The 26,086-nt window shown below is 46.3% G+C and carries 22 protein-coding genes; 10 read left to right on the top strand and 12 right to left on the bottom strand.

The annotated features are described in order from the left end of the window. Positions 1-3: 3 nt before the first annotated feature. Genes ACINLD_RS13950 through ACINLD_RS13940 form a run of 3 tightly spaced genes read right to left on the bottom strand, consistent with a single transcriptional unit; the run spans position 4 to position 2,652 of the window. The gene (locus ACINLD_RS13950) at positions 4-765 is read right to left on the bottom strand and encodes an ABC transporter ATP-binding protein (protein WP_077735718.1); all 762 of its coding nucleotides are present in this window, start codon (positions 763-765) and stop codon (positions 4-6) included. Beyond that, on the bottom strand, positions 762-1,709 hold the full coding sequence (locus ACINLD_RS13945) for an iron chelate uptake ABC transporter family permease subunit (RefSeq protein ID WP_026585911.1): 948 nt from the start codon (positions 1,707-1,709) through the stop codon (positions 762-764). The genes ACINLD_RS13950 and ACINLD_RS13945 overlap by 4 nt, the downstream gene beginning before the upstream one ends. Continuing rightward, positions 1,702-2,652 carry an ABC transporter permease gene (locus ACINLD_RS13940; RefSeq protein WP_026585910.1) on the bottom strand — a complete coding sequence of 317 codons (951 nt, stop codon included), beginning with the start codon at positions 2,650-2,652 and terminating at the stop codon, positions 1,702-1,704. The genes ACINLD_RS13945 and ACINLD_RS13940 overlap by 8 nt, the downstream gene beginning before the upstream one ends. Positions 2,653-2,910: 258 nt before the next feature. Here ACINLD_RS13940 and ACINLD_RS13935 point away from each other — a divergent pair, with 258 nt between their 5' ends. Continuing rightward, positions 2,911-4,272: an aspartate kinase gene (locus ACINLD_RS13935; RefSeq protein WP_026585909.1), complete on the top strand. Its 1,362-nt coding sequence runs from the start codon at positions 2,911-2,913 to the stop codon at positions 4,270-4,272. A 145-nt stretch (positions 4,273-4,417) separates the two neighbouring features. Beyond that, positions 4,418-6,136, top strand: coding sequence for a methyl-accepting chemotaxis protein (locus ACINLD_RS13930; protein ID WP_026585908.1), 1,719 nt, complete (start codon positions 4,418-4,420; stop codon positions 6,134-6,136). A 78-nt stretch (positions 6,137-6,214) separates the two neighbouring features. On the opposite strand, the gene ACINLD_RS13925 is transcribed toward ACINLD_RS13930, so the two are convergent. Both ACINLD_RS13925 and ACINLD_RS13920 read right to left on the bottom strand, forming a co-directional pair. After that, a complete protein-coding gene (locus ACINLD_RS13925) occupies positions 6,215-7,639 on the bottom strand; it encodes a sensor histidine kinase (protein WP_026585907.1) in 1,425 nt (474 codons plus the stop codon). Continuing rightward, the gene (locus tag ACINLD_RS13920) at positions 7,629-8,315 is read right to left on the bottom strand and encodes a response regulator transcription factor (protein ID WP_277692432.1); all 687 of its coding nucleotides are present in this window, start codon (positions 8,313-8,315) and stop codon (positions 7,629-7,631) included. Before ACINLD_RS13920 ends, ACINLD_RS13925 begins: the two co-directional genes overlap by 11 nt. Positions 8,316-8,527: 212 nt before the next feature. Between ACINLD_RS13920 and ACINLD_RS13915 the strand changes: the two genes are divergently transcribed. Both ACINLD_RS13915 and ACINLD_RS13910 read left to right on the top strand, forming a co-directional pair. Further along, positions 8,528-9,976, top strand: coding sequence for an ABC transporter permease (locus ACINLD_RS13915; RefSeq protein ID WP_277692431.1), 1,449 nt, complete (start codon positions 8,528-8,530; stop codon positions 9,974-9,976). A gap of 15 nt (positions 9,977-9,991) precedes the next feature. Continuing rightward, on the top strand, positions 9,992-10,675 hold the full coding sequence (locus ACINLD_RS13910) for an ABC transporter ATP-binding protein (RefSeq protein ID WP_026585904.1): 684 nt from the start codon (positions 9,992-9,994) through the stop codon (positions 10,673-10,675). On the opposite strand, the gene ACINLD_RS13905 is transcribed toward ACINLD_RS13910, so the two are convergent. From ACINLD_RS13905 to ACINLD_RS13885, 5 genes are all read right to left on the bottom strand, one after another. Beyond that, the gene (locus tag ACINLD_RS13905) at positions 10,650-10,874 is read right to left on the bottom strand and encodes a hypothetical protein (RefSeq protein ID WP_277692430.1); all 225 of its coding nucleotides are present in this window, start codon (positions 10,872-10,874) and stop codon (positions 10,650-10,652) included. The genes ACINLD_RS13910 and ACINLD_RS13905 overlap by 26 nt on opposite strands. A 1,059-nt stretch (positions 10,875-11,933) precedes the next feature. Next, a complete protein-coding gene (locus ACINLD_RS13900) occupies positions 11,934-12,662 on the bottom strand; it encodes a MerR family transcriptional regulator (RefSeq protein ID WP_277692429.1) in 729 nt (242 codons plus the stop codon). A gap of 61 nt (positions 12,663-12,723) precedes the next feature. Next, the gene (locus ACINLD_RS13895; RefSeq protein WP_026585900.1) at positions 12,724-13,824 is read right to left on the bottom strand and encodes a GerAB/ArcD/ProY family transporter; all 1,101 of its coding nucleotides are present in this window, start codon (positions 13,822-13,824) and stop codon (positions 12,724-12,726) included. 22 nt (positions 13,825-13,846) lie between these two features. Continuing rightward, positions 13,847-15,073: a Ger(x)C family spore germination protein gene (locus tag ACINLD_RS13890; RefSeq protein WP_277692427.1), complete on the bottom strand. Its 1,227-nt coding sequence runs from the start codon at positions 15,071-15,073 to the stop codon at positions 13,847-13,849. Then, positions 15,063-16,700 carry a spore germination protein gene (locus tag ACINLD_RS13885; protein WP_026585898.1) on the bottom strand — a complete coding sequence of 546 codons (1,638 nt, stop codon included), beginning with the start codon at positions 16,698-16,700 and terminating at the stop codon, positions 15,063-15,065. The genes ACINLD_RS13890 and ACINLD_RS13885 overlap by 11 nt, the downstream gene beginning before the upstream one ends. Before the next feature lie 82 nt (positions 16,701-16,782). Between ACINLD_RS13885 and ACINLD_RS13880 the strand changes: the two genes are divergently transcribed. Continuing rightward, positions 16,783-17,052 carry a hypothetical protein gene (locus ACINLD_RS13880; protein ID WP_236251165.1) on the top strand — a complete coding sequence of 90 codons (270 nt, stop codon included), beginning with the start codon at positions 16,783-16,785 and terminating at the stop codon, positions 17,050-17,052. Between the two features lie 28 nt (positions 17,053-17,080). On the opposite strand, the gene ACINLD_RS13875 is transcribed toward ACINLD_RS13880, so the two are convergent. Continuing rightward, complete coding sequence (locus tag ACINLD_RS13875; protein ID WP_026585896.1) at positions 17,081-18,817, bottom strand: right-handed parallel beta-helix repeat-containing protein; 1,737 nt, start codon at positions 18,815-18,817, stop codon at positions 17,081-17,083. 287 nt (positions 18,818-19,104) lie between these two features. Between ACINLD_RS13875 and ACINLD_RS13870 the strand changes: the two genes are divergently transcribed. The 4 genes from ACINLD_RS13870 (at position 19,105) to ACINLD_RS13855 (ending at position 22,783) form a co-directional block, all read left to right on the top strand. Further along, complete coding sequence (locus ACINLD_RS13870; RefSeq protein ID WP_410207038.1) at positions 19,105-20,595, top strand: peptide MFS transporter; 1,491 nt, start codon at positions 19,105-19,107, stop codon at positions 20,593-20,595. Between the two features lie 112 nt (positions 20,596-20,707). Continuing rightward, positions 20,708-21,181, top strand: a complete 474-nt coding sequence (locus tag ACINLD_RS13865; RefSeq protein WP_026585894.1) for a GyrI-like domain-containing protein — start codon at positions 20,708-20,710, stop codon at positions 21,179-21,181. Positions 21,182-21,382: 201 nt separating this feature from the next. Continuing rightward, positions 21,383-22,528, top strand: coding sequence for a phytase (locus ACINLD_RS13860; protein ID WP_026585893.1), 1,146 nt, complete (start codon positions 21,383-21,385; stop codon positions 22,526-22,528). 87 nt (positions 22,529-22,615) lie between these two features. Next, positions 22,616-22,783, top strand: coding sequence for a hypothetical protein (locus ACINLD_RS13855; protein ID WP_179115664.1), 168 nt, complete (start codon positions 22,616-22,618; stop codon positions 22,781-22,783). Between the two features lie 17 nt (positions 22,784-22,800). Here the strand turns inward: ACINLD_RS13855 and ACINLD_RS13850 are convergent, their stop codons facing one another. Continuing rightward, positions 22,801-24,873, bottom strand: coding sequence for a beta-galactosidase (locus tag ACINLD_RS13850; RefSeq protein ID WP_026585892.1), 2,073 nt, complete (start codon positions 24,871-24,873; stop codon positions 22,801-22,803). 287 nt (positions 24,874-25,160) lie between these two features. On the opposite strand from ACINLD_RS13850, the gene ACINLD_RS13845 reads away from it, so the two are divergent. Further along, a complete protein-coding gene (locus ACINLD_RS13845) occupies positions 25,161-26,078 on the top strand; it encodes a helix-turn-helix domain-containing GNAT family N-acetyltransferase (protein WP_026585891.1) in 918 nt (305 codons plus the stop codon). Positions 26,079-26,086 lie beyond the last annotated feature (8 nt).

Below are 26,086 nucleotides of genomic sequence, written 5' to 3'. Positions count from 1 at the left end.
ACCTCATCCTTTAAAATAAACGCAAATTTTTTGGTCTCCGATTTGCTCAATCGGGATATCCATGTCATAGATGTCTTTCAGCACCGGTGTTTGAATGATCTCATCCACAGGCCCCTCTTTGACGATCCGCCCGTTTTTCAGGGCGACGATCCTGTCGGAATAAACCGAGGCAAAGTTGATGTCATGAATGACAATGACGATCGTTTTGCCGAGCTTTTCGACGAGATTTTTCAACAGTTTCATAATCTCCACCGAATGTTTCATATCAAGGTTATTCAGCGGTTCATCAAGCAAAATATAATCGGTATCCTGCGCGATGACCATTGCGATAAAAGCCCGCTGGCACTGGCCGCCGCTCAGCTCTTCCAAATGCTTATGTTCGATGTCTTTCAGTTTCATATATTTGATCGCTTCATCAACGTATCTCCAGTCCTCTTGCGACAGCCTTCCCTGTGAATAGGGAAATCTGCCGAAGCTGACAAGCTCTCTGACGGTCAGCCTGATGTTGATCTGGTTGGACTGTTTTAAAATGCTGATTTTTTTAGCTAAGTCATGGCTTTTGTAAGCACCGATTTCTTTGCCGTCGATCAGCACTTTTCCGGAATCCATGCCGGTCAGTCGGCTGATCATGGAAAGCAGCGTGCTTTTTCCCGCTCCGTTCGGCCCGATAAAAGAGGTGATGTTCCCTTTTTGAATCGAAAGCGATGTACTCTCAACAACGGTTTGGCCTCCGTATTGTTTGCTGACATGTTGAACTTCTATCATCCTTTACGCTCCTTCAGCAGCAGGTAAATAAAATAAATCCCGCCGATAAAATCAATGATCACAACCAAAGTCGCCGTTAAACCAAACAGCTTTTCAACGATGAACTGGCCGCCGACAAGCGCGATGATGGAAAACAAAACCGCTCCCGGAATCAGGATGCTGTGCTTATATGTTTTAAACACTTCCCTTGCGACGTTGACGACGAGAAGTCCCAAAAAGGTAATCGGCCCGACGAGCGCTGTTGATACGGATACAAGCATGGCGATGACGACCAGCATTTTTTTCACCGTCCGGTCATAGTCGATGCCAAGGTTAACGGCTTGGTCTCTGCCGAGCGACAGCACGTCAAAATACGGGTTGAACCGCCAGGCATAGAGAAGAACCGCCACAATCAGCACCGAAGCGATCAGCAGGATGTCCGTATTCAAATTGTTGAAGCTGGCGAACATTTTGCTTTGCACGACCTGGAATTCGTTCGGATCAATCAGCATCTGCATAAAGGAAGACAAGCTTCTAAATAAAGTGCCGAATATGATCCCGACAAGCAGAAGCAAAAAGATGTGCCTGCCTCCGCGGCGGAACATCAGGACGAACAGCACAAATGAAAAGCAGATCATCAAGGCCGTCGACAATAGAAAGTTGCCGTTTTTCCCAAGGTCGGCCAATCGCGCTGCACCGAAAAAGTAAATAATGGCCGTTTGCAGCAGCACATAAAGCGAATCAAGTCCGAGAATGCTCGGCGTTAAAATTCTGTTGTTTGTGATCGTCTGGAAGATCATCGAAGAATACGCGATCGCCGTCCCGACGACGATCATCGCCAGCACTTTGGCTATTCTTCGCGGCAGGGCATATTCCCAGACGGACGGCAGGCCGTAAAACAGAAATACGCCGATGCAAACAGCCGCGATGATGATCAGGATCAACATTTTCTTTTGATCACGCATAGGCTTTTCTCCTTAACAGCAAATAAAGAAATACGCCGCTCCCGATGATGCCGACCATCAAACCGACGGAAATTTCATACGGAAAAATGATCAGCCGCCCTAATATGTCGCAAAACAGGACGAATACGGCGCCGAGCAATGCCGTATGAGGAAGGCTGTTTTTCAAATGGTCCCCGCGGTAAATCGAGACGATGTTTGGGATGATCAGACCGAGAAACGGAAGCGTCCCGACCGTCAAAATAACGACGGATGAGATCACCGACACGATGATCAGGCCGATGTTGACCACTCGCTTGTAATTCAGCCCCAAGTTGACGGCAAAGCTCTCACCCATTCCGGCTACCGTAAATTTGTTGGCGTACAGATAGGCGATGATCACGAGCGGAATACTCAGATATAACAGCTCATACCGCCCTTTCATGATCAGTGAGAAATTACCCTCAAACCATGCATTGAGATTTTGGATGAGATTATACTGATAAGCGATAAACGTCGAGACCGCGCTGACGACGCTTCCGAGCATCAAGCCGACAAGAGGGATGAACACGGCGTCTTTAAACTTGATTCTGTCCAAAACGTTGACAAACAGAAAGCTGCCGATCAGTGCGAACACGAAGGCAAACAGCATTTTCACCACAAGCCCGGCCGAAGAAAAAAACATCATGGCAATGATCACGCCAAGTCTCGCCCAATCCATCGTTCCGGCCGTCGTCGGTGAAACAAATTTATTGCGTGTCAGCTGCTGCATCATCAGCCCGCAGATGGCGAGGCTCATGCCTGCGAGCACGATGCTGATCATGCGGGGGATCCTGCTTATGTAAAGCGTTTGAATGTCGTCCTTATCCAAATGAAAAAGATCAAAAGGCGATAATGGCTTCACGCCGATGAAAACAGAACAGAAAGAAAGAATGATAAGCAGTAGCCATAAATACCGTAATTTCATGCTGCAAAAGCCTCCTTGCCAAACAAAAAACATACCCCCTCAGCCAACCACAAATGATTATCATTATCAATAAGACCCATCCATCATCTTATCACTTTTTCTGACATAGTCAATATGATGCAGCTCATTCAATCAAAAAGTCCTTCTGAAAAACACATTTGTTCTTTTAGAAAAGAAAAACCTTGATTCTTCTTGTAAAAAGCGTGATAATAAAAATTAAATTTATTGTGAAAATTTAAACTTTAGGAGATGTCTTGAATGAAAGTCGTTAAATTTGGCGGCAGTTCGCTTGCAACAGGAGCACAGCTTGAAAAGGTTTTTCAAATCGTCACTTCCGATCCCGAGAGAAGAGCTGTCGTCGTATCAGCCCCCGGGAAACGCCATGCACAAGATACGAAAGTAACCGATCTGCTCATTGACTGCGCCAGGCAGTATTTATTATCAGGGGAAGCGCCCGAGCTTGTCGAAACGATTGTCGGGCGATATGCCGACATCGCAATGGAACTGGGGCTTGGCGGTGACGTGGTCAGCCGCATCCGCCGGGATCTGCTTCATCTGCTTGAAGGCGATAAGCAAAATCCCGAACGATTTATAGATGCGATCAAAGCAAGCGGAGAGGATAACAACGCCAAATTGGTCGCGGCATACTTCCGGCATCGGGGAATTGAAGCCGAATATGTCAGTCCAAAAGACGCCGGCCTTTTTGTAACGAGTGAACCAGGCAACGCCCAGGTGCTGCCCGAATCATATGACAACCTGTTTCGCCTGAGAGAGCACAAGGGGATCATTGTCTTTCCGGGATTTTTCGGTTTCAACCAGAAAGGCGAAGTCATTACGTTCTCGCGAAGCGGTTCCGATATTACAGGTTCGATTTTGGCAAACGGCCTGAAAGCCGAGCTTTATGAAAATTTCACTGACGTTGATGCCGTTTATTCCGTCAATCCGTCAATCGTTTCCAACCCGAAAGAAATTCGCGAACTCACCTATCGGGAAATGCGCGAATTGTCTTATGCCGGCTTTTCCGTTTTTCATGATGAAGCTCTGATCCCGGCTTTCCGCGCCCGCATCCCGGTTCAGATCAAAAATACGAACAATCCGGCCGCAGAAGGGACAAGAGTTGTAGCTGAGCGGGACAACACCAACGGTCCGGTCGTCGGAATCGCCAGTGACAGCGGCTTTTGCAGCATTTATATCAGCAAATATTTGATGAACCGTGAAATCGGATTTGGACGCCGCGTTCTGCAAATCCTTGAAGACGACGGTCTGACATATGAGCACATCCCTTCAGGCATCGATGACATCACGATTATTTTGCGGCAGGATCAAATGGATGAAACGATTGAAGAGCGGGTCACCAGACGGATCAAGAAAGAACTGGACGCCGATGAAGTGACGATCGAACACAATATCGCTTTGATCATGGTGGTCGGTGAGGCGATGCGCCATAATGTCGGAACGACGGCGAGAGCTTCAAAAGCTCTGTCTGACGCACATGTCAATATTGAAATGATCAATCAGGGCTCATCAGAAGTCAGCATGATGTTCGGTGTCAAAGAAGCGCAGGAAAAGCAAGCGGTCCGCGCCTTATATCAAGAATTCTTCGCGAAAGTGCTCGTGTAAAAAACCCCTTTTTTTATGGGGTTTTTTTGTTGTGAGAACATATTCCCGTTCCTTTATTTGCATATCGGAAATTTCATATGAGTTCTCTTCACAACCGCTCTTCACAGACCGATATCTATAGTAAATAAACGACGGGAGAAAAAATATGAACCTGCTAAAAAACATCAAGATTAGAAGCAAGCTATTTATTATCATCATCATCTCCGCGCTTGCTTTAGCCATCGTCGGCATCCAGGGCATCAGAGGATTGAACAAAATTTCAAATGGCTCGGAGTTGATTTATCAAGAGCAATTAATCCCCAATCAGTTATTTGCAAAATTAAGAGCCAACAACCTTGAACTTGATACGTACAACTTTGAATTGATGGTTACGAAAGACAAAAACCGAAATGAAACCTTGCAAAAAAACATCAATGAAAAAAACGAAGAAAACACGTCCATCATGGAAAAAATCAATCAACTGAATTTAATGGACAATCTATCGGAAAAGTATGAGAGCTTTAAAAGCGAATATACGGATTTGCAAAACATCAGCAAGCAGATGCAGAGCCTTGCGATAGATAACAAAAACAAGGAGGCGTATGACGTCTACCTGAAAGATATGGAGCCTCAGAGAGAGGCTGTCGCTAAACAGCTTGAAGAGATTCAAACGCTGAATGCTGAGAACGCAAAAACGATTTATCAGCAAGATGCTAAAGAAGCCAGTTCGCTTACCATGCTTCTCATCGCTGTGATTGCTGCTGCTCTTATTTTATCTGTCACAATCGGCCTTTTAATCACAAGGCTGATCGCCAAGCCGATAAGAGACATTCAAAAATTGTTTGCCAAAACAGAGCAAGGTGATTTTACAGTTGAAGGAACGTATCAATCAAAAGATGAACTGGGCTTATTGACATCTTCATTCAACAATATGGTGGCGGGCGTCCGCTCGATCATTGAAACGGTTGGTGAAACGTCTCATCAAGTGGCCTCCTCTTCCCAAGAGTTAAGCGCGAGTGCTGAGGAAAGCACGAAAGCAAGCGAATATATTTCTTCGACCATTCAAGAGCTTGCAGCAGGCTCTGACAAACAGGCGGAAAGTGTCGAAAACAGCAGAACCATCATTAAAGGAATGACGGAGTTTGCCGGAAGAATTTCTTCCAATGCAGAAACAGCGGCGGCAACCGCTGATCAAACCGCGCAAATGTCGCTCGAAGGAACGGCGGTCATGCAAAAAGTCAGCTCACAGATGCAGTCCATTAATGAAACGGTTGCCTCACTCTCAGAAGCATTTAAGCATTTGTCAGACCGTTCAAATGAAATCGGGAATATTACTGAAGTCATTACGAGCATCGCAGAACAGACGAATCTGCTCGCATTAAACGCGGCCATCGAAGCGGCCAGAGCGGGGGAACAAGGTAAAGGGTTTGCCGTTGTCGCTGATGAGGTCAGAAAGCTGGCGGAACAATCCGCACACTCCGCAGAACAGATTACAAAATTGATCACGATTATTCAAAATGATACAAAACAAACGATGAATACGGTTGTTTCGGCAACCGGCGAAGTCAAAGAAGGACTTGTCGTCGTCAATGAAGCCGGCGGCGCGTTCCATAAAATCGAGAATGCGATTAAAGGAGTGGCCGCGCAGATTAACGGTGTGACAGACCTGGTGAAAAACCTGACGGCCGGCACAGAGGAAATCGAAACCGCGATTAACGGTGTGAAAGAAGTGGCGGAAACAGCCGCGGAAAGCACGCAAACAGTCAGTGCGGCAACACAGGAGCAGCTCGCTTCAATGGAAGAAATCGCAGCTTCATCCCAGATCCTTGCGCAAAACGCCGAAGAATTGCAGGATCTCATTCAGAAGTTCAAAATCAAAGCTTAGCTTGCCAACCCTTAAACGTTCCAGTTTAGGGGTTCTTTTTATTCAGCAAAAAAAGCAGCCTGACGTTGTCAAAGCTGCTTAACCATCATCCCTCGATGTCAAAGGGAGACGGATCACAAATTTCGTTCCTTTGTTGTTCTCGCTCTCAATTTCGACGGTCCCGTTGTGAAGCGCGACAAGCTGTCTGACGATGGACAGCCCCAGTCCATACTCTCCGTAAGGGGTGTTCGTCCGCGATAAATCGGCTTTATAAAAACGATCCCAAATGTTCTCAATATCGTTCTGATCGATGCCGATTCCGTTATCCTCCACTTCAATGACGGTTTCTTTGTAGTCTTCCCTTCCCCTCAGCCAAACGGTTCCGTTTGAGGTGAATTGAATGCTGTTTTTCGTCAGGTTGACAAGGATTTGAATGAGCCTGTCATAATCGGCATTCACCATCACATGATCCTCCACATCAAGGATCAGCTGATTATGTTTTTCTTCCGCCTGGATCGCCAGCTGTTCTTTAATGATTTCAAACACTTCGATCAGCGGATAATGCAGTTTTTCCAATGTTATTTGGTTGGAGCGGATTTTCTCATAATCCAGATTTTCGTTGACGAGGCGAATCAGCCTTTTCGTCTCCTCCGTAATCAGCTTCAAACATTTTTCCTGCTGATCTTCCGGTATGGTCTGGCTGTTCATCCCTTCCACCAAACCGCTGATCGTCGTCAAAGGTGTCTTTAATTCATGGGACACATCTGTGATAAACTGCCTTCTCCGTTTTTCCAGCCGGTCGATTTCTTCGCTTGAGCTTTTGAGCTTCCGAGCCATCGTATTAAAGTCGGTGCCCAGACTGCCGATTTCATCCAAATTGCGATTTTCGATATGAATGTTATAATCCCCTGCGGCGACTTTTTTCGTCGCATCGCGAAGCTTTTGTATGCGGCTGACATGGAACTTGGACGTCAGCCAGCTCAAAAGAAAGGCAATTAAGATCACACCGGCTGCCGTATAAAGCATAAAGCGGTTCATTTCGCCGATCATTTCCTCCGTCCCGCTGATCGGTGCCGTCAGAAGAATGCCCCCCTGAAATTCATTGTTGACGATGTTGGGCAGCGCCACGACCGATACTTCCTCATTAAAACGGTTCATATCGGTTTTGACGACAACGGCCTTCCCGTCTTGAAGCTCTTTCCACTCTTCATCGCTCAGCAGCAATTTTCGCGGCCGCAAGTCTTGGGGAGTCATCAGAACTTCTTTTTTTTCATTAAAAAGGAAGAAACTGATCTTCCTGCTTCTTAAAATTTCTTCAAAAGGTTTCATAATGGCCGGCGCCCCTTTCGGCCGCATCTCCATTTCGCCCATGATCCGGTAGCCGTAGGACGTCAGTTCGTCAACCTTGCTTTCGTATGCAAAGTTTTTGACAAAGTGTGAAAATACCGCTCCTGTGATGAGAAACGCCAATATTAAAATACTGATATGGCTGGCCAGCAGCTGATAGAGATATTTAATCTTCATCGAACTTGTACCCCACTCCCCATACGGTATACAGAAATGGGCGTGAATCGCTGCCAAGCTTTTTCCTCAACCTTTTAATATGAACGTCAACCGTCCGCTCATCTCCGTAGAACTGGTAGCCCCACACCTGCTCAAGCAGCTGCTCTCTTGAAAACACCTGTTTCGGACTCTGCACCAGATAATACAATAAGTCAAACTCTTTCGGGGTCAAGTTTTTAATTTGCTCTCCGTTTAAAAATACCTCTCTCGTCTTTTTATTGATTCTAAAATGCTCGGTTTCAAGGATATCATCATCAGCGGGAGCCTGCTGCCCGGTGTTTTGATACCTGCGGCTCACCGCTTTGATTCTCGCCACAAGCGCCAAAGGGCTGAACGGCTTTGTCACATAATCGTCAGCACCGAGTTCAAAACCGAGCACCTGATCGGACTCCGTATCCTTAGCCGTCAGCATGATGATCGGTACGGTGCTTTCTTCCCTGACCTTTTTGCAAATCGTAACCCCATCCATTGACGGCAGCATGATATCAATGATCAATAAATCCCAATTGCCCGATTTAAAGCGGTTATATCCTTCAAGTCCGTCATGGACAAATTCCGTCTCAAAGCCTTCTTTCGCAAAAAACATTTCCGTCATCGTGCATACGCTCAAATTATCTTCTATCATTAATATTTTCATTGTCAACGGCCTCCGCTAGTCAAACATTAGATTCATTTTACACATCGTTCTCTGAATTCTCAATTCTCTCCTGAACATTTAAAGGACTGGCAACAGTTTGGTCATAATTTTTTCATAAGTTGCGTCTAATATGAAATCAGGCAGTAAGGAAAAAGTCCTGCTGCCCCGAATGGACAATCACCACAATCATATAAATGGGGGAATAAAATGCTATGAATTTTTTCAAGCGCGCCTTTTGGAGCATGAAATCGAAGAAAGGGAAAACCCTTTTGCAACTGTTTGTCTTTACGATGATTTGCGTTTTGGTGCTGACGGGACTTTCGATCCAGTCAGCCGCTACAAAGTCGAGTGAATTGGCGAGAGAACAGCTGGGAGGCAGTGTCACTTACCAAGTGGACAGAGAAAAAATGATGAAGGAACAGCAGGAATCAGGAACCCGTAAAAGGTTTGCATCCACACCTGTTTCCGTCAAATCAGCTGAAACACTGGCAAAGCTTGACCATGTCAAAAGCTATAATTTTATCTCCTCAACATCTGCTTTAGCGGACAATTTCGATCCGATTGAAAGCGGTGATGAGGATTCCGATTCATCTAATACTGACAGCCAGCAGTCTGCCGGACCTGGCGGCAATGAACAAGGCGGACGTCAGATGATGCAGGCGGACGTATCGATCGAAGGTGTCACAAGCACGGCACTGGTTGACGAATTCTCCGACGGCACTTCAAAAATCACGAAGGGACGCGCTTTGACAGAAGATGATGTGAAGCAAAAGGTTGCCGTGATTGAAGAAACGCTCGCAGATGAAAATGATTTGGAAGTCGGTGACACGATCAAAGTCAAAGCAAGCACAGATGAAGACACAACAATCACATTGAAGGTTGTAGGTATTTACAAAACGACGTCTTCAGGAGATAACCAGGCGCAAAACTTCGCCTTTTTAAACCCGTACAACAAAATCTATACACCGTCTACAGTTGCGTCAACCTTAAAAGGAGACGATTATAAAAACACGATTGACGAAGCCGTATACAACATGGACGATGCTTCCAACATCGACGCGTTCATCGCGGCGGCCAAGAAAACCGGCATCGATTTAGATACATTCACATTGGATGCAAATGATCAATTGTACCAGCAGATGGTCGGTCCGATCGAAAATGTGGCCTCCTTCTCCAAAAATGTCGTCTATCTCGTCACGATTGCCGGAGCGGTGATCCTCGGGCTGATCGTGATGATGTCGATCAGGGAAAGAAAATACGAAATGGGCGTCTTGATGGCGATCGGTGAGAAGCGCTGGAAACTGATCGGGCAATTTTTGACCGAAATTTTGATGATCGCAGTCCTGGCCATCGGCATTTCCGCATTAACCGGCAATTTTATTGCAGGTCAAATCGGCAATCAGCTCTTGTCCCAGCAGCTTGAGCAATCAGACAGCCAGTCCGCGGGCGAAATGGCAGGCGGCGGTATGCCTGACGGCGGATTCTTTGGACAAAGCTCCGCACAAGTCGAAGCGATTGACCAGCTGAATATTCACGTATCACTCAGCGATATGATGGCGCTGGGCGGCATCGGCCTGTTAATCGCTGTACTTGCAACATTGCTGCCGTCGATCTCTGTTTTACGATTCCATCCGAAAACGATTTTAACAAAACAAGAATAGAAAGAAGGGAAAAACATGAGCAATATTTTAGAATTTAAAGATGTTTGCTACTGGTACAAAGATCAAGAACAATCTCTGTTCGAAGACGTCAATATCGAATTTAAGCAAGGCCGGTTTTACACGATTGTCGGAACTTCCGGTTCCGGCAAAACCACCTTTTTATCTCTTGCCGGAGGGCTTGATGTTCCAAAAGAAGGCGAGATTCTTTATAAAGGAAAAACGATTTCCAAGATCGGACTAACCAATTTTCGCAATCAATATGTATCAATCGTTTTTCAGTCCTATAATCTTTTGCCATACATGACGGCCCTGCAAAATATTACGTCAGCCATGGAGATTACGCGCTCAAAAATCAAAAACACGGAGCAGTACGCTTTGGAGATGCTGGAGAAAGTCGGCATCAGCGAAGAGAAAGCGCGGCAAAAGGTGCTGACGCTGAGCGGCGGACAGCAGCAACGGGTTTCCATCGTCCGTGCATTCTGCTGTGACGCCGATCTGATCGTCGCCGATGAACCGACGGGCAACCTGGATGAAGATACATCGAAAGACATCGTTCGCCTCTTTCAAAACCTGGCCCATCAAGAAAACAAATGCGTCATCATGGTGACCCATGACGAACAAATCGCAAAAGTATCTGACGTCAACATCAGGCTTTCAAGAGGCAGCTTTACGATCAAGCATAGACAAACGGCCGGCTAAAAGCTTCGCAGGCTTTGACCGCACATACCCGTTTTACACACCTCGTTGAAACGGCGGCGTTCTCATGCCTTGAGAACGCCGCTTCTTGGATCTTGATGACGACGATTAATGAAAACGGCCCGGAAATAGCATTCAAAAAAACAACTGCCGCCTTTCCGCTTCTTAAGCGAGGATCTGAAAAACGGCCAACATTTTTCATTCTGGTTTTATCTTAATTGGGCCTGGCAGCTGTTTTGTTCGGGTTTTTAAATTCAGGAGTGATCTTACATGAAAACACCAGCACGGCATTGCGCAAAAAGGATTTCACGACGAGGCTGGAAAGCAGCAAGAAGAGAAAAAGCCTGGAAAGTTTAAACACTTCTAAAAAGGAAATCGCGGTAAAATGCATAGAATGCGATGAAATCTTAATAAATGAACCTTAACTGATAGGCCCCCACCTTAAAAAAGGATGGCGGTCTTTATTTTAAAATGTCACACTCTGCTCATATATCTTAATGAGACTCGATAGAAGTAAAAAATTTTTACACTTAATTTCAAAAAACTTTGTTTTGAAAAAAAGGAGGTGAGATCACGAAATTTATTTTGAGAGGAAGGGACTGCATTTCAATTAATTCCGTTGTTCGGGACATTGATTGTAATGATACTGACACTAACACACAGCTACCAAAAGGAGGATTCAGGGACACTACATGAAAAAAGAGAGGGTCTTTTATTTATTTGCAGCTTCCTTTAAAGTTAAATATAGAAATAGATCGGCTTCTTGCAGGGGTGTTCGGCTCACCTCCAGTTTAGCAAGAGGGAGGTGAGAACATGGATGTGGAAAGCGCAATTCAGTTAATGATGAATCTTGATTGTAGGGATTCTGTCGCTTGCCCATCGTTTCTCGAAAAAAAAAGTAAGAACGCCCCAGACTCCGACATCTAGGCGTTCCTACCCTTGATTGGACAAAAGCCGACTCCCTTACAGGAGCTATTCTATTGCCGATCGGAGATGTAGCGAGCATCTTCGATCTTTTTGTATTTACAATATACTCTTCAGAATAAATTATATTCATGTCTGCTCGATCTGTGTTTGAGAATAGAAGTGTATACTGATTGTATATTGATTATACATTATGATTTAGTTTCATTGTAGCAACAAGAATAGTGGGTATCTACCCTGAGAGGGAATGAAATATGCCCCTCAGCAGGAATTTAAGAATCTGTTTGCAACATCAAGATCAGATGAGAACCCCGCCTCATACGGGACACCGCTTTTTTTAGACGGCAAACGCTTCTGCCGCCGCCATCATATAATAGGACAGTCCTGTCTGCTGGCTTTCAAGCACACCGCGGTGAAAATCGTCTTCTATAAAGAAACGGGTCTGCGCCTGAAAGTCTTGCGCCGTGATACCTAAAAAACCGATGTGCTGTTTAATCGAAGCCTGCACTTGTTCATGGTCGTGTTTTAAACCGTTCTTTAGCGCCTCAGCCATCCCGCTCATGAAACGGCTGGCTTCCTCGGCTTTTTCGTTCATCTCTTCCGCTATGATCGGCTCACCTTTCAGAATATCCACATCATACATCTCTTGCAAATACTGCCTCTGCTCATCGAGCGCTTCCTCCCATTCTTCACTGCTGGAAAAACCTTTAAACATCGCTTCCTGATCCATCATTTCTCCTTTCCCGGCGTGCCTGATCGATTGCTCAAGCGTCTCCAAAAGCTGTTCCATCCTCTTCATTTTGGAGAGGAAAAGCTTTTTTTGCTCCCGTAAAAGTGTCAATCGATCAGCTTCACCGTCTAAGATTTGTTGAATTTTTTTGAGGGGAAATTCCAGCTCGCGATAAAACAGGATCTGCTGCAGCCGTTCGAGCTCTTTGATTCCATACAGGCGGTAGCCGGCTTCCGTCACCTTAGTCGGACACAAAAGACCTATTTTATGATAATGATACAGCGTTTTGATCGTGATATTGGCCAATCTTGCAACCTCTTTTACCGTATAAAGCATGTAAACTTCACCTCGGTATGTAATCTTAAGGGGTGACCTAAGGTTGAGGTCAACATCAACTTTACACTTTTTTTCGCTTTCTTGTTTTAAAATACACAAAAAGGCACATGAAAGCCGGAAATATCACTTGCATCGGCAAGTGTATGTATAATGGCACAAATTGAATTCCTTCTTTGACATGCTCAGAAATGTTGCTGGCTATGGAGACCGACAAAATTAATATCACAATCCCGACGGCGTGAACGACTTTTGACGAATGCTTCACTTTGAATAAGATGGAGATTCCTTCAGTGACGGCATACATGAAAACGCTCATTTTAAAGAAGCCGCCAATGACGAGAACAAGCATAAAAATGACATCAAGCCGATCCAAAAACTCAGCCACTTGAATCGTTTGGATCGTGCTGAGCAGCGGAAAGCGGGAGCGCATATTCAGATCGACGCCGAGCACGCTGATGTTCATGGCCACATTGAGGGACAAAACAGCTCCGCTGATCGCGATCGCCCACAAACCGGCTTTTTTGACTTTTTTCGGCTCGCTGATGTACGGCATGATGAGCGTAAAAACGATGATCTCTCCAAACGGAAAATACAAGGTTTCCGTCAGCGCGGCATTCAACATTGGTTTGATACCGTCTCCAAGGATGGGCAGCAGCTGGCGCGGATCGATCAAACCGGAAAAAACGATCAGAAGAAAGCCTGCGACCGCGATCACAAACATGATGCCAAACAGCAGTTCACCGGCTCTCGCTAATACTTCGATCCCCTTTCTGACGGTATAAATGCAAACCGCAATCAAGAGTCCGTTTGCAAAAACGATCGGCGTGTTCGGATAGGCTGAAGTAAGCAGCATTTCGCCAAAATCGCGCAACACGCGCGCTGCAATGTAGCTGTAGTAAATAATGTAAAGAAATGAAATGGTCCAGCCGATCGGCTTTCCAAACATCTGCATCACTGTATCATAAGGAGTCATATCCGGATTGACCTGATAAAAATAATGATGCATTAAAAACAGAGCAAGGCCGCCGACTGTTCCAAACAGAATCGCCAGCCATGCGTCCTGCTCTGCAGACTGGCCGGGGAATATCAGCAGGGAACTGCTGAGTTCAAACAGAATAATCAGCACAAACAGCTGGCTCGCACTGATTTTTGCTTTTTCCATCTAAAATCCCCTCCTTTTTTCGTCATGAACGGCCTTCCCTATAATTCAATATGTTCGGGTCGCTTCTTAATCCCGTTCTGCGCACATAAGCATTTACCGTAATATCGACATCCAAATCAGGAAAATAGCGGTTGCTCCACTCGGGCTCGATTTTATTCCAAAGCGCCGGATATGATCGATAGACGACATCACCGAATTGAAGAACATCAGTTTTATGCTGTTTGACGATATCGATCGTGTGCTGCAGTTCCTTTTTTATTTTTTTGGCTGTCCGCTTCTCAATTCGATCAAGGACATTCGGATCTTCCAGGCTGATGGGAACGCCGACTTCGCCAATATCCCCCTCCACTTCTACATGAACGGAAATGGCCGGCCGGTTGTTTTTCAGCCTTGCCGAGACATTGGTCTTCTGGCGAATGACATCGTAAGTGACAGACTGCTCTTCATTGTCTAATGAAAGCGTAATATAGGTCCGTTTTATTTTGTTCCGAATCCACAGAACGCCTCTTGCGGTTTTACCATTAAGGTAATCAACGAGCTTTCCCTCTTTGATCACCGCTAAGCCGTCGGCTTCAACCGTTGCTGACGGGGCGGTGGACTGAACATTTTCCATCTTTTCGGCTTTCTGTGTGCTGCCCACCAGTTTGAATGACGGAATGACCGGATGCCTCGCTTGAGAGGTTAAACATTTGATCACATCTTGAACGCTTGTCTTCATATGCTCTCCAAGATCCTGTTCCGTGAATTGCAATGTTTTGTTCACTTTGTTTGAGGGAATTTTATCGATCGGTGTCAGCGCCTTGATTAAATCTCTCGCTTTTTTTCCGTGTGAAATGATAATCGTCGCTGTTGCGCGAAAATCGGTGTCACGGTCAAGAACGTCAAGTATTTTAATGATCCCTTCATCTTTAGCAAGTGCTTCATCGACGACAACAAGGTTTGTATGGGAATAATAGAGCTCCCTGGAAATTTTCGTCGAAGCATGGCGGCTCATTTCCGTCAGGTTGTTCCCGGCGACCGAATAGTTTGATACGGGCGGCCTGTCTCCCCCTTGTCCACCCTGCAGTCCGCCGGCGGCGCTATTGGGATTGACGATCTGAAAGCTCATCACATATTTCGATTTTTCACCCTTGTCAATACCGATAGCTGAAACGAGCGACAAGTCGGTCAATTCCCGTTTATCCCAGCAGCCCGTCAAAAAAAGGGAAACGGCAGCAAGCATGAACAAGATGGCCAGCCTACGTTTCATTTTGGTCACCTTCTTTTTGCTTTATCTTCATTTCGCTTGAATCCGGTGCATTGGGCTTCTGATCTTTTCCTTGGCGGAGCTTATTATCATTGCCGATCAAATCAGGCCTTTCCTCATGCGTCCACCAAGGGGCGCGGACAATAGAATCTCCCCAATTTTTGGAGACAAACGGCGCAAAAGGCGTCATATATGGAACACCGAAGGAGCGAATGCTGCATAAATGGACAAACATGACGATCAGCCCTAAAATAATCCCGAAAAAGCCTGTCGTCGACGCGGCCAATATGAAGAAAAAACGAATCAGCCTGGCGGAGATGGCCATCGCAAAGGATGGTGTCGCAAAACTTGATATTGCGGTGATGGCGACGATGATAACCATCGCCGGAGACACGATCCCCGCTTGAACCGACGCCTGGCCAATGACGATGGCGCCCACAATCGAGACCGCAGAGCCGATCGCTTTCGGAAGGCGGATGCCCGCTTCACGCAAAATTTCAAATGATACTTCCATGATCAAAGCTTCCACCACAGCCGGAAAAGGAACATTTTCACGCTGTGCGGCAATGACGACGAGAAGCTGTGTCGGAATCATTTCCTGGTGAAACGTCGTCGCACCGACATATACGGCGGGAGCGATCAATGATATAAAAAAGATGAGAACGCGCAAAAAACGGATAAATGTCGCAATATCAAATCGGGAGTAATAGTCTTCAACAGATTGAAAAAATTGAATAAAAACAGCCGGAACAAGCAGGACAAACGGTGTTCCGTCAACAAGAATCGCGATTCTTCCTTCAAGCAGGTTTCCCGCCACCATATCCGGTCTTTCAGTGTGATAAACCGTCGGAAAAGTCGTGAAGGAGACATCCTCTATAAACTGTTCGATATAGCCTGATTCGAGAATGCTGTCCATCTCGATTCCCGCGAGTCTCTTTTTCACTTCTTTGACCGTTTTTTTATTGCAGATTCCATTGATGTACATGATTGCGACATCCGTTTTGGTGACGCTGCCCATGTTCACTTTTTCGACCCAAAGATTGGGGTTTTTGATGATTTTCCGAACCATTGCGATATTCGTATCAAGCGATTCAATAAAACCTTCGCGCGGCCCGCGAAACGCCTGCTGGTTTTCCGGTTCTTTGATGGAGCGCTTTTCCCCGCCTTTTGTGCTGGTGACGACCGCGCTCTGCGTCCCTTCAGCAAAAATGACCGTGCTTCCGGCCATCAGCGAATTCAGAATGTGATCGAGCTGTTTCTCCCGCTTCACCCCGCCAAGTGCGACGGCGTCCCCGGCAATCACCTCAAGAACCTCAAAGCCGCTCTCCTTCTCCTTCAGCTCCGCGGCATTCAGGATCGATTCAAGCAAAAAATCGTGTATCGCTTTCTCATCGGTAATGCCGCCGATATACACCACGGCTACTTCTATTTCTCCATCGACGCCTGTTTTCACCTTGCGGGTGACGACATCCGCGCTGTTTCCGGTGATTTCTTTGATAACATCGAGATTTTCGGCAAGTGAAAACCGAACTAAGCCATGGACATGGCTGCTTTCCGGCGTTTTATCATCGCTCATCAGAGATTCTCGTTTTTTTTCTGTTTTGGGACGACCTTTAAAAAAGAATGGCATGGCTGTCAGAATCCCCTTTTTTGTTTTTCATATGTTTCCTTGACAAAAGTACATTTATACTATTCCCTGCGAATAACGCTTTATGAAAACAGAAAACATAACGGAGAACGGAGCGTGGTCGAAAGTGAAACTCATCGGTATAACGATTTTGCTGTTCTTTTGTCTGATGACTTTTTCCGTCTTGCTTGACATATGGCAGGGAATGAATCTGCCTGAAGCCCTGCACAATAATCTGACGTTTGCCATATTGGAAGTGGGCGAATGGGTCGTCATCCTCTTTTATATATTGGTTGTTTTAGCGGAGGCGATCGATAATGCGATGAGCAAGAGAAAAAAACAACCTAAAAAATAAGCTCCCCGACAACAGGGAGCTTATGTTGTCATACCTCGATATTGCCGCTGACCGTATCGGTCGGATGGGAATGGATCATCCCATTGATGATCGTGTTCCCAGCGATCAGCGAATTTCTTGAAGTATCGGTTTGGATGGCTGTGATCCTGCCGGCCGTTTGACTCTGGATGGTGTTATCTATGATAGAGGAGCCTTGCGACTGGCTGAGATAGAGGACCATCGCCGGTCCCGACGGTCTGGCGAGCGTAATCGAGTTGCCTGTTATTTCATGGGAGCCTGCGGAAAGGAACACCGTCACGATGAGCGGTGAATCTTCAATGATATTGCTGATGATTTTCGTTTTCTGATTTGTCGTACAGTAGATCGGGAAGTTTTTAAAACGGGAGATGGTGTTATGCCGAATGGTGACAGAGGCCGTGTTTGTAACGGAAATGGCATATGATTCGGGGGCGATTTGAAACCCCGCCGGGGAAATAGAATTATTTTCGATGACCGCGTTTCCCTGTGACACCCAGATGCCTCTGGAAAACTGCCTGATGACGTTGTCTTTGATCTCGACATCAGTGCCTGTGCTTCTCACCGCCAGCATGACATGATGGATCTTATTGTTGGAAAAGATGATATTGTCTGACTGTGTGATGCCAAAAGCAGTGCCGTTCTTTGTTTCCCCGATGCCGTTTTCAATATCATTACCTTCAATAAAAGTATCCGAGGCTTGATAAGCAAGGATTCCGGTGTTTTCAAAGCCTTGAATCTTGTTTCCTGTGACGAGAATGCTTTTTCCGCGAAGGTCCATACCTGTCGAGAACCCGGAAATCAAGTTACCTGTGATCACCGCGTCACTTCTTTCTTCCAAAACCCCGGTCCCCAAACCGGCAATTCCTGTTGTCTGCTCTCTGTTTTCAGCATTTTTCTTGATCACATTGTTTGCGATCGTCGTCCGGGTCCCATAGCCATAAGATATCGTTCCGTCGGCAAAGTTGCCTTCGATTAAAACGGATGTTCCATTGTAATTGGAGACCGCGCTTTTGACATTGCCTTTAAAAGAATTGTTTCGTATCGTCACATTGACGGGTTCTTCATACACGATGTCTCCTTCACTGTACCCTTCGATATCGATGCCAAAGCGCGGAGCTGTCCCATTGCCTGTTCCGGCATCCTCGATCCTGCATCTCTCGACAAGGACAAAATCACAGCCTGTGATCGAGATGTTATTTCTTCGCGAACGCCTGATGTCACAATCGATGACCTTGATATGCTCGGAAGGTTGATAGTTCTGGCCGCCGGAGCTGATAATCAAGCCGTCGCCTGTGAAATCGGCGATTCTTACATGTTCGACCAGCACATTTTTAGACCCTTCGATACAAATGCCAAAGCCCCATTCATGGGTCGGCCTCGGTGACGGGGTATACGTGTGTTCATCTCTGTCCCCTATGATGTTGCCCCCGGAAATTTTAATATTGGATCTTCCGCCTATATAAAAAGCAGAGTACCCCCATGAACGGTTAGGTTTGACTTTGATAACGGCTTCAGCATCCATTAGAATCGTGATATCGCTTGGAACATTGATTCCTGCATTCCGAAACGGAAACGCCTGATCCCCATTGAGTGTCCCGTCGATCAAATACGTGCCATTTGGGATCCAGACAGTGCTGTAGCCCATAGACTTTGTCCACCTTAAGCATTCATTGATTTCCTCTGTACAATCCGTTTGACCGTCGCCGACCGCTCCAAATTTGGTCACATCGACAACAGTCATCCACATCTCTTCGGGTTGCTGCTGCAGCACGCTGCTTTTACCTCCTTCCTGAAAACCTTTTCTTAACATGTATATGCAAATTGAGCAAATTTGCTTGTACAAAAATAGATAAAATTTTATTAAAAAATCTTTTAATATAGACTTTCTTGGAAAACTTTTTTAAGACTTGGTATAAAGCGCTTCTAAAGCATGTCTCGCCATCTACTGAATGACAAATCATTCGAAGGTGTATTGACACGAACATTATATAAGAATATGATTTTTATAAGCTCAGAAAAGAAGGAGTATTGCGAATGTCAAATCATCAAAAAGAAATTTTTCAAAACATTCCGCAAAAGGGGTTTTTTGGACATCCCCGCGGTCTCTTCACTCTATTTTTCACCGAATTTTGGGAGCGCTTCTCATACTACGGAATGAGAGCCATCCTTATCTATTACTTGTATACCGAAGTGACGAAAGGCGGTCTCGGCTTTAGTGAGACGACAGCCAACTCAATCATGGCCGTATACGGCTCCCTCGTCTATATGTCGGGAATTATCGGCGGCTGGATAGCGGACAGGCTCCTTGGAACGGCAAACACCGTATTTTATGGCGGTGTATTGATCATGTTTGGTCACATTCTTTTGTCTTTCCCGGGAAGTGTTACAGCTTTCTTCATCAGCATGTTCCTGATCATTATCGGAACGGGCCTTTTGAAGCCAAACGTTTCAAGCGTTGTCGGCGACCTGTACAGCCCTGAGGATACACGTCGCGATTCCGGTTTCAGTATTTTCTACATGGGCATCAACCTTGGCGGATTCCTCGCACCGATCATTGTCGGAACCGTCGGCCAAACCTATAACTACCACCTTGGATTCAGCCTTGCTGCCATCGGAATGTTTCTCGGACTCGTCACTTACATCGCGACGAGAAAGAAAAGCCTCGGACCTGCGGGACGAACAGTACCGAATCCGCTGACACCTGCCGAAAGGAAAAAAGTGTTCGGGGGCATCGGAATAGGCGCACTGATTATCGCTGTGGTCTTTGGCTATTTAATCATGACCGGCGTTATGACAATCAAATTATTTACTATGATCGTCAGCGTTTTGGGTATTTTGATACCGCTCATTTATTTCATTGTGATGTATAAGAGCTCCAAAACGACAATTGATGAACGTTCACGTCTAGTCGCCTATATTCCGCTCTTTATCGCGTCCATGATGTTCTGGGCGATTCAGGAACAGGGTTCAAATATTTTGGCTACTTACGCGGATAAACGCACTCATTTAGAATTTTTAGGGATTCAATTGCATTCATCCTGGTTCCAGTCGTTGAATCCATTGTTCATCGTCGCACTGGCGCCTGTTTTCGCCTGGATCTGGATGCGGCTTGGAAAACGGCAGCCGGCAACACCGACGAAATTCGCTCTCGGCCTCGTGTTCGCGGGCTTGTCATTCATCGTCATGATTTTCCCTGCCTACATCAACGGCACTGAAACACTGGCAAATCCTATGTGGCTTGTGCTCAGCTTTCTGATTGTCGTGATTGGAGAATTGTGTCTCTCGCCAGTCGGTCTGTCAGCAACGACAAAGCTTGCACCGGCGGCTTTCTCGGCGCAGACGATGAGCTTATGGTTCCTGTCAAACGCCTCCGCACAGGCCATCAACGCTCAGGTCGTCAGATTTTACAGCGAAGATACGGAAATCGCCTACTTCGGCATCATAGGCGGCATAGCGATTCTATTAGGCGTCCTTCTCTTTATGCTTTCACCGAAAATTCAGCAGTTTATGAAGGGTGTAAAATAAACAATCTAGCAGCCTGTCATTGCGGCAGGCTGCTTTTTATTGTCTATTTGAAGGATTCGCTTTTTGTTTAGAGAATAATTGAATGATATTTTAAAGAATGGGAGGATCTGGCTTGGACATCAAAAAAATAGAAAAATGCGGATTTACCGGTGTCGGCTTTACACAAACCGTTACATTTAAAGAAGCCCGCGCGAAAAAGCTGCACGGCATCATCCGGCGCTTGAGGAACCGTTACGGAGAAATAAGCGGCATTCGGGAGGACAGGGGGATGTGGGCCATTTCAAACCATCAAGGCGGAGAAGGATTCACTTTCTATATCTTAATGGAAACGGATGGGCGGGCTGACACCCTTCCGGAAGGAATGATCAGCTTTCAAGTCCCTCCTCAGACATACGCACATACTTGGCATCCCCGACACGAGCTTCCAGAAGCAACCTATCAAAAAGCCTATCAATGGGTGAGAGATCAGGGCTATGAAGTAAACACAGAAGCTTTCACACACATGGAATTTTACCCGATGAATCAAGATTTAAATGAACCTGAATTTGATATATACATCCCTGTCACATCCGAGAAGACACACTGAACATGTACGGCCCGGCCTCTTGAAAAAAGGCCGGGCTTTCTGAATCATTTTTTGAAACGCGCCATTGCTGCAAATTTCATAGACGGTTCTGCTTGATCCCATCGATTCGTTTTTTAGCACTTAATGAAAAATTCACAATTTCTCAATCTGCTATTTGTATAAATTTGCTATTATCGAACATATCAAAAAGGAGGTAATAGTATGAATTTTTACAAGACACTTACAGCATCAGCGCTCACAGCAGCTTTATTGACCCCTTCATACCTCAGCCTGCAAAAGGCAGAGGCAGCCTGGCATCATGAGTTTACAGTGACGGCCGATTGCGAGACGGAGCCGGTGGAAACCGCCGATGACGCCGCAGACGATCCCGCCATCTGGGTTGATGCGAAACACCCTGAAAACAGCAAACTCATCACAACGAATAAAAAGTCTGGATTAATTGTTTACGACCTGGATGGAAAACAGATTTCATCCTTTGCGTTTGGAAAATTGAATAATGTCGATCTTCGCTACAATTTTCCGCTCGGGGGCAAAAAAGTGGATATTGTCGGCGCTTCCAACAGGTCGGACGGCAAAAACACGGTTGAAATTTACTCGTTTAACGGAAAGCAAGGCGAGCTGAAATCAATCGTCAATCCGAAAAAACCGATTCAAACATCCATTGATGAAGTCTATGGGTTCAGCTTATACCACAGCCAAAAAACCGGGAAATTTTACGCGATGGTGACGGGGAAAACCGGTGAATTTGAACAGTACGAGCTGATTGACAACGGCAAAGGTCAAGTCGAGGGCAAAAAGGTACGCGCCTTTCAAATGAATTCGCAATCGGAAGGACTTGTGGCCGATGATGAATACGGCACCATGTACATCGCCGAGGAAAATGTAGCTATATGGAAATTCAGCGCCGAACCGAACGGCGGTGAAAACGGGAAAGTGGTCGATCGCGCCGACGGAAACCATTTAACCGCTGATATTGAAGGGCTGACCATTTATTACGGCGCGGACGGAAAAGGCTATTTGATCGCTTCAAGCCAGGGTGATAACCGGTACGCCATCTATGACCGTGCGGGGCATAACAAGTATGTCGGGGCCTTTTCGATTGGCGACGGCAAAAAAATTGACGGGACAAGCGATACAGATGGAATCGATGTCCTCGGCTTCGGCCTCGGCAAAAAATACCCTTATGGCATCTTTATCGCACAGGACGGAGAAAATATCGAAAATGGAGAAGCTGTCAATCAAAACTTCAAAATCGTCTCTTGGGAAAAAATCGCTGCACCATTAGACGCGGTCCCCCACAAAGAAAATCAGGTCGATCCGCGCAACCTGAAAAACCGCGCCAAATAAAGACTAAGTCCCGCGTGTGGGAGGTTCCTGCTTAGAACCCTTCCCCCCATTTCCCCTCACATGTTAACATGAGGGGGAAATGGGGGGATGACTTTGCGTTTACCTTTCTGCGCTGTTCTTTTTATTCTATTGGCCGTGTTATCAAATTTGCTGTTCTTGTATGTCTTTCATCAAGGCGTGCCGGCTTTCGCGCTGGCCATCGTCTTCTTGCTGCTTGCCGCATACTGCACAACGCGGAGCCGGGTGCAGAAATGAGCATGAAGAAGCCGGCGTCAATCCTGCCGGCTTCGTTTTAAAATAGCGGTGCCGTATGAAGGCAGTTTGAGGACTCCTTTCTTTCTCGTTCCTTTCAATACATCTGTAAATGTTTCTTCCGGGAGAGCGACACTTTGCTGCTGTGCCGTGAAATTCAGAAGGAAAATGTAGTCATGCCCGCCGTCTGTGCGCAGCTGGGCTGTCACGCCTTTTGGCAGCTCTGTATCGAGCACTTTGGCAACTTTTGTATCTTCGATCAGCTTTGACAAAAAAGCCTCTTGGAAAGCTGTTTCATTCCGTGAAGCGATATAATAAGCTTTTCCCGCTCCGAACAAGTTGACGGTCAGCGCCGGACGGTCCGCATAAAAATCCTCTGCATAATGAGCGAGCGCTTCAGCTCCTTCCAAATGGATCAAATCGCAAAGCTCAGCGGCTTCATAACACCCGCTAAGACCGAGCCGGTTGTCTTCCGCCATAACCATTTGATTCGTCTGTCCATCGTAAAGCGCATCGATTTCTTCAGACCTGATGCCGAGCGTTTTTCTCAAGCCCCCCGGAAAACCCCCGAGAAACGCGAGATCATGCTCATCTACAATGCCTGACCAATATGTCACGACAATCGTACCGCCGTTTTCCACAAACCGTTCGATTTTTTCAGCCACGCCTTCTTTCAGCATGTAAAGCATCGGCGCGATCACCAGCTTATAGCGGGATAAGTCCGCCTCCATATGAATCACATCGACCGGAACACCCTTCTGCCAAAACGGTTCATAAAATGCTTTAACCGTCCGTTCATAATGAAGACCGATATTGCGCGGCCCTTGTGCATCCTCCAATGCCCAGCGGTTTTCCCAATCGAAAATGATTGCGGTCTCCGGTTCCACTGTCGTTCCTGAGATTTCATCGAGTTTGGCGAGCTTGTCGCCGAGTTTTTTCACATCCTGAAAAACGCGCGTATGCTCAGTTCCTTCATGATCGACGACGGCGCCATGGAGCTTTTCGCTTGATCCGCGGCTTTTCCTCCATTGAAAGTATTGAACGGTGTCCGATCCGTGCGCGACCGCCTGCAATGACGACAACTCATGCATTCCGGGACGCTTCAATTTGCTGACATCCTGCCAGTTCGTCATACTCGGCGTGCTTTCCATCAGCATGAACGGCCGACCGCCCTTTAAAGACCTGTTGATATCATGCACAAAGCCGATATCGGCGCCAAGCTTCGCGTCTTCCTGCCAATTGTTGTGCCACGCCGGATAGGAATCCCATGAGATGACATCGAGCAAGTCGGCGAATTTCCAATAATTCAAGCCTGCATACGTCCCCATAAAATTCGTCGTGACAGGCAGATCAGGGTTAAAGGAGCGGACATGGGCGATTTCATGCCGGCAAAAATCAACCGTCCGGTCTGTCACAAAGCGCTTCCAATCCAGGTTCAGGCCATGTACGGCATCCTCGCCGTGCGGAGCCGGTGATTCAATCTGCCCCCAGTCTGTGTAAGTATGGCTCCAAAACGCCGTCCACCATGCGTGATTCAGCTGATCAAGCGTTTTGTATTTCGCCAAAAGCCATTCTCTGAAACTTTCCTGACATAACTCGCAATGGCACTCTCCTCCGTACTCATTGGAGATGTGCCAGCCGATCACAGCAGGATGATCTGCGTACCGTTCGGAAAGCTTGCCATTGATGATCGCCGTTTTTCGCCGGTAGACAGGAGACGTATAGCAATGATTGTGCCGTTTTCCGTGAAGGTTGCGGACTCTGTTTTTCTCCGTTCTCAGCACTTCCGGATACTTCTTTGACATCCAGGCCGGCCTGGCGCCTGTCGGCGTAGCCAAAAATGCATAAATGCCATTGTCTTTGAAAACATCCAGCACTTGATCCAGCCAGTCAAATGTAAACCGGCCTTCTTCAGGCTCAAGGGAAACCCAGGAAAAAATGCCGACTGACATCACATTGCAGCGGGCCAGCTTCATTAAGCGAATATCCTCTTTTAAAACGTCCGGATATCGGATCCACTGATCGGGATTGTAATCGGCTCCGTGCAATAATCGGGGAACTTTCGGGCTGATCGGGGGAAATGATTGAACCATCTCATGTTTCATCCTTTCTTCCTCGTTTTTAAATGACGCGGAAACAGACAAGGGCGCACGAAGTGAAACACTTTGAAGAGATTGCTATTTTTAGATTATATACTCCCCCTTCATTCGCCTTTCCTGCTTACTGGATGAATTTTCCGGGATGATTGAATTTGTTTTTCTTTATTTGTAAAATATAATCAATCATTAACATTTTCACTTTCTTTTCATACACTTGACTTAAGCAACTATTTTATTATAAATTGATTAAAGCAACGATTTACAGGGAGAGAGGTTCTTAGATGACGGAAATCAATCATTCTATCACTTTAAAATTCAGAAAGTTCAATCGATTTTACACGAACGTGCTCGGTTTTCTTGATGAGCACATTTATGACAGTCCGTTTTCCTTAACGGAAACCCGGATCCTGTTTGAAATCAAAAACACCACTCATTGCACGGCAAAGCTGCTTCAGGATACGCTCAGCCTGGACCGCGGCTATGTGAGCAGAATCCTCAAACGCTTCGAAAAAGAAAATATGGTGTACAAACAGAAAAGCGAGGAAGACAGCCGCAACCATTATATTTATTTAACAGAGTTCGGCGAGACGATTTACAAAAAGCTGGAGGCGAAAGCGAATCAGCAGATTGAATATATGCTGAAACATGTGGACGGCCATTATCAAAACAAGCTGGCCGATGCGATGCAGACGGTCGAATCCATATTGTCGGATCACCTGTCTCCGGAAAAAGCGGCGATTTCGATCAGAGACTACTATCTGTCGGACGACATCGAGCTGATGATTGAAAAGCAGCGGGCGTTTTATGCCGAGACACACGGCTGGGACGAGACATTTTTAGACTACCTTCATGAAACATTTGACGCTGAGATTGAAAAGATTTGGATTGCAGAAAGCGCCGGAAGATTCGCAGGATCTGTCGGGCTTGTCAAGCATCCCGGCAACACGGTGCAGCTCAGATGGTTTCTTGTCGACTCCGTGTTTCGCCAGCAAGGCGTCGGCACGCGTCTGCTGCAGGAGCTGACCGATTATTGCGAGCGAAAAAAATTTGCGCGGATCTATCTTTGGACGGTCAGCACAATGGCCGAAGCCAGACCTTTATATGAGAAATTCGGCTTCAGACTGACGGAAATCAAAGATGAAGCTGTATTATGGGGGCAAAAGCTCCAGGAAGAACGCTGGGATCGAGAGCTGGCCTAATAAATGGG

This window comes from Bacillus sp. z60-11 (genome assembly GCF_046464135.1).
GTDB classification, from domain to species: Bacteria; Bacillota; Bacilli; order Bacillales; family Bacillaceae; genus Bacillus; species Bacillus sonorensis_A.
Note: the sequence above shows the minus strand (reverse complement) of the source record. Positions and strands in the feature narration are given on the sequence as shown.

Excerpts from the sequence above, each read along its gene's own strand:
- ACINLD_RS13950 (WP_077735718.1), bottom strand. The coding sequence starts at position 765 with ATGATAGAAGTTCAACATGTCAGCAAACAATACGGAGGCCAAACCGTT.
- ACINLD_RS13945 (WP_026585911.1), bottom strand. The coding sequence starts at position 1,709 with ATGCGTGATCAAAAGAAAATGTTGATCCTGATCATCATCGCGGCTGTT.
- ACINLD_RS13940 (WP_026585910.1), bottom strand. The coding sequence starts at position 2,652 with ATGAAATTACGGTATTTATGGCTACTGCTTATCATTCTTTCTTTCTGT.
- ACINLD_RS13935 (WP_026585909.1), top strand. The coding sequence starts at position 2,911 with ATGAAAGTCGTTAAATTTGGCGGCAGTTCGCTTGCAACAGGAGCACAG.
- ACINLD_RS13930 (WP_026585908.1), top strand. The coding sequence starts at position 4,418 with ATGAACCTGCTAAAAAACATCAAGATTAGAAGCAAGCTATTTATTATC.
- ACINLD_RS13925 (WP_026585907.1), bottom strand. The coding sequence starts at position 7,639 with ATGAAGATTAAATATCTCTATCAGCTGCTGGCCAGCCATATCAGTATT.
- ACINLD_RS13920 (WP_277692432.1), bottom strand. The coding sequence starts at position 8,315 with ATGAAAATATTAATGATAGAAGATAATTTGAGCGTATGCACGATGACG.
- ACINLD_RS13915 (WP_277692431.1), top strand. The coding sequence starts at position 8,528 with ATGAATTTTTTCAAGCGCGCCTTTTGGAGCATGAAATCGAAGAAAGGG.
- ACINLD_RS13910 (WP_026585904.1), top strand. The coding sequence starts at position 9,992 with ATGAGCAATATTTTAGAATTTAAAGATGTTTGCTACTGGTACAAAGAT.
- ACINLD_RS13905 (WP_277692430.1), bottom strand. The coding sequence starts at position 10,874 with ATGAAAAATGTTGGCCGTTTTTCAGATCCTCGCTTAAGAAGCGGAAAG.
- ACINLD_RS13900 (WP_277692429.1), bottom strand. The coding sequence starts at position 12,662 with ATGCTTTATACGGTAAAAGAGGTTGCAAGATTGGCCAATATCACGATC.
- ACINLD_RS13895 (WP_026585900.1), bottom strand. The coding sequence starts at position 13,824 with ATGGAAAAAGCAAAAATCAGTGCGAGCCAGCTGTTTGTGCTGATTATT.
- ACINLD_RS13890 (WP_277692427.1), bottom strand. The coding sequence starts at position 15,073 with ATGAAACGTAGGCTGGCCATCTTGTTCATGCTTGCTGCCGTTTCCCTT.
- ACINLD_RS13885 (WP_026585898.1), bottom strand. The coding sequence starts at position 16,700 with ATGCCATTCTTTTTTAAAGGTCGTCCCAAAACAGAAAAAAAACGAGAA.
- ACINLD_RS13880 (WP_236251165.1), top strand. The coding sequence starts at position 16,783 with ATGAAAACAGAAAACATAACGGAGAACGGAGCGTGGTCGAAAGTGAAA.
- ACINLD_RS13875 (WP_026585896.1), bottom strand. The coding sequence starts at position 18,817 with ATGTGGATGACTGTTGTCGATGTGACCAAATTTGGAGCGGTCGGCGAC.
- ACINLD_RS13870 (WP_410207038.1), top strand. The coding sequence starts at position 19,105 with ATGTCAAATCATCAAAAAGAAATTTTTCAAAACATTCCGCAAAAGGGG.
- ACINLD_RS13860 (WP_026585893.1), top strand. The coding sequence starts at position 21,383 with ATGAATTTTTACAAGACACTTACAGCATCAGCGCTCACAGCAGCTTTA.
- ACINLD_RS13855 (WP_179115664.1), top strand. The coding sequence starts at position 22,616 with ATGACTTTGCGTTTACCTTTCTGCGCTGTTCTTTTTATTCTATTGGCC.
- ACINLD_RS13850 (WP_026585892.1), bottom strand. The coding sequence starts at position 24,873 with ATGGTTCAATCATTTCCCCCGATCAGCCCGAAAGTTCCCCGATTATTG.
- ACINLD_RS13845 (WP_026585891.1), top strand. The coding sequence starts at position 25,161 with ATGACGGAAATCAATCATTCTATCACTTTAAAATTCAGAAAGTTCAAT.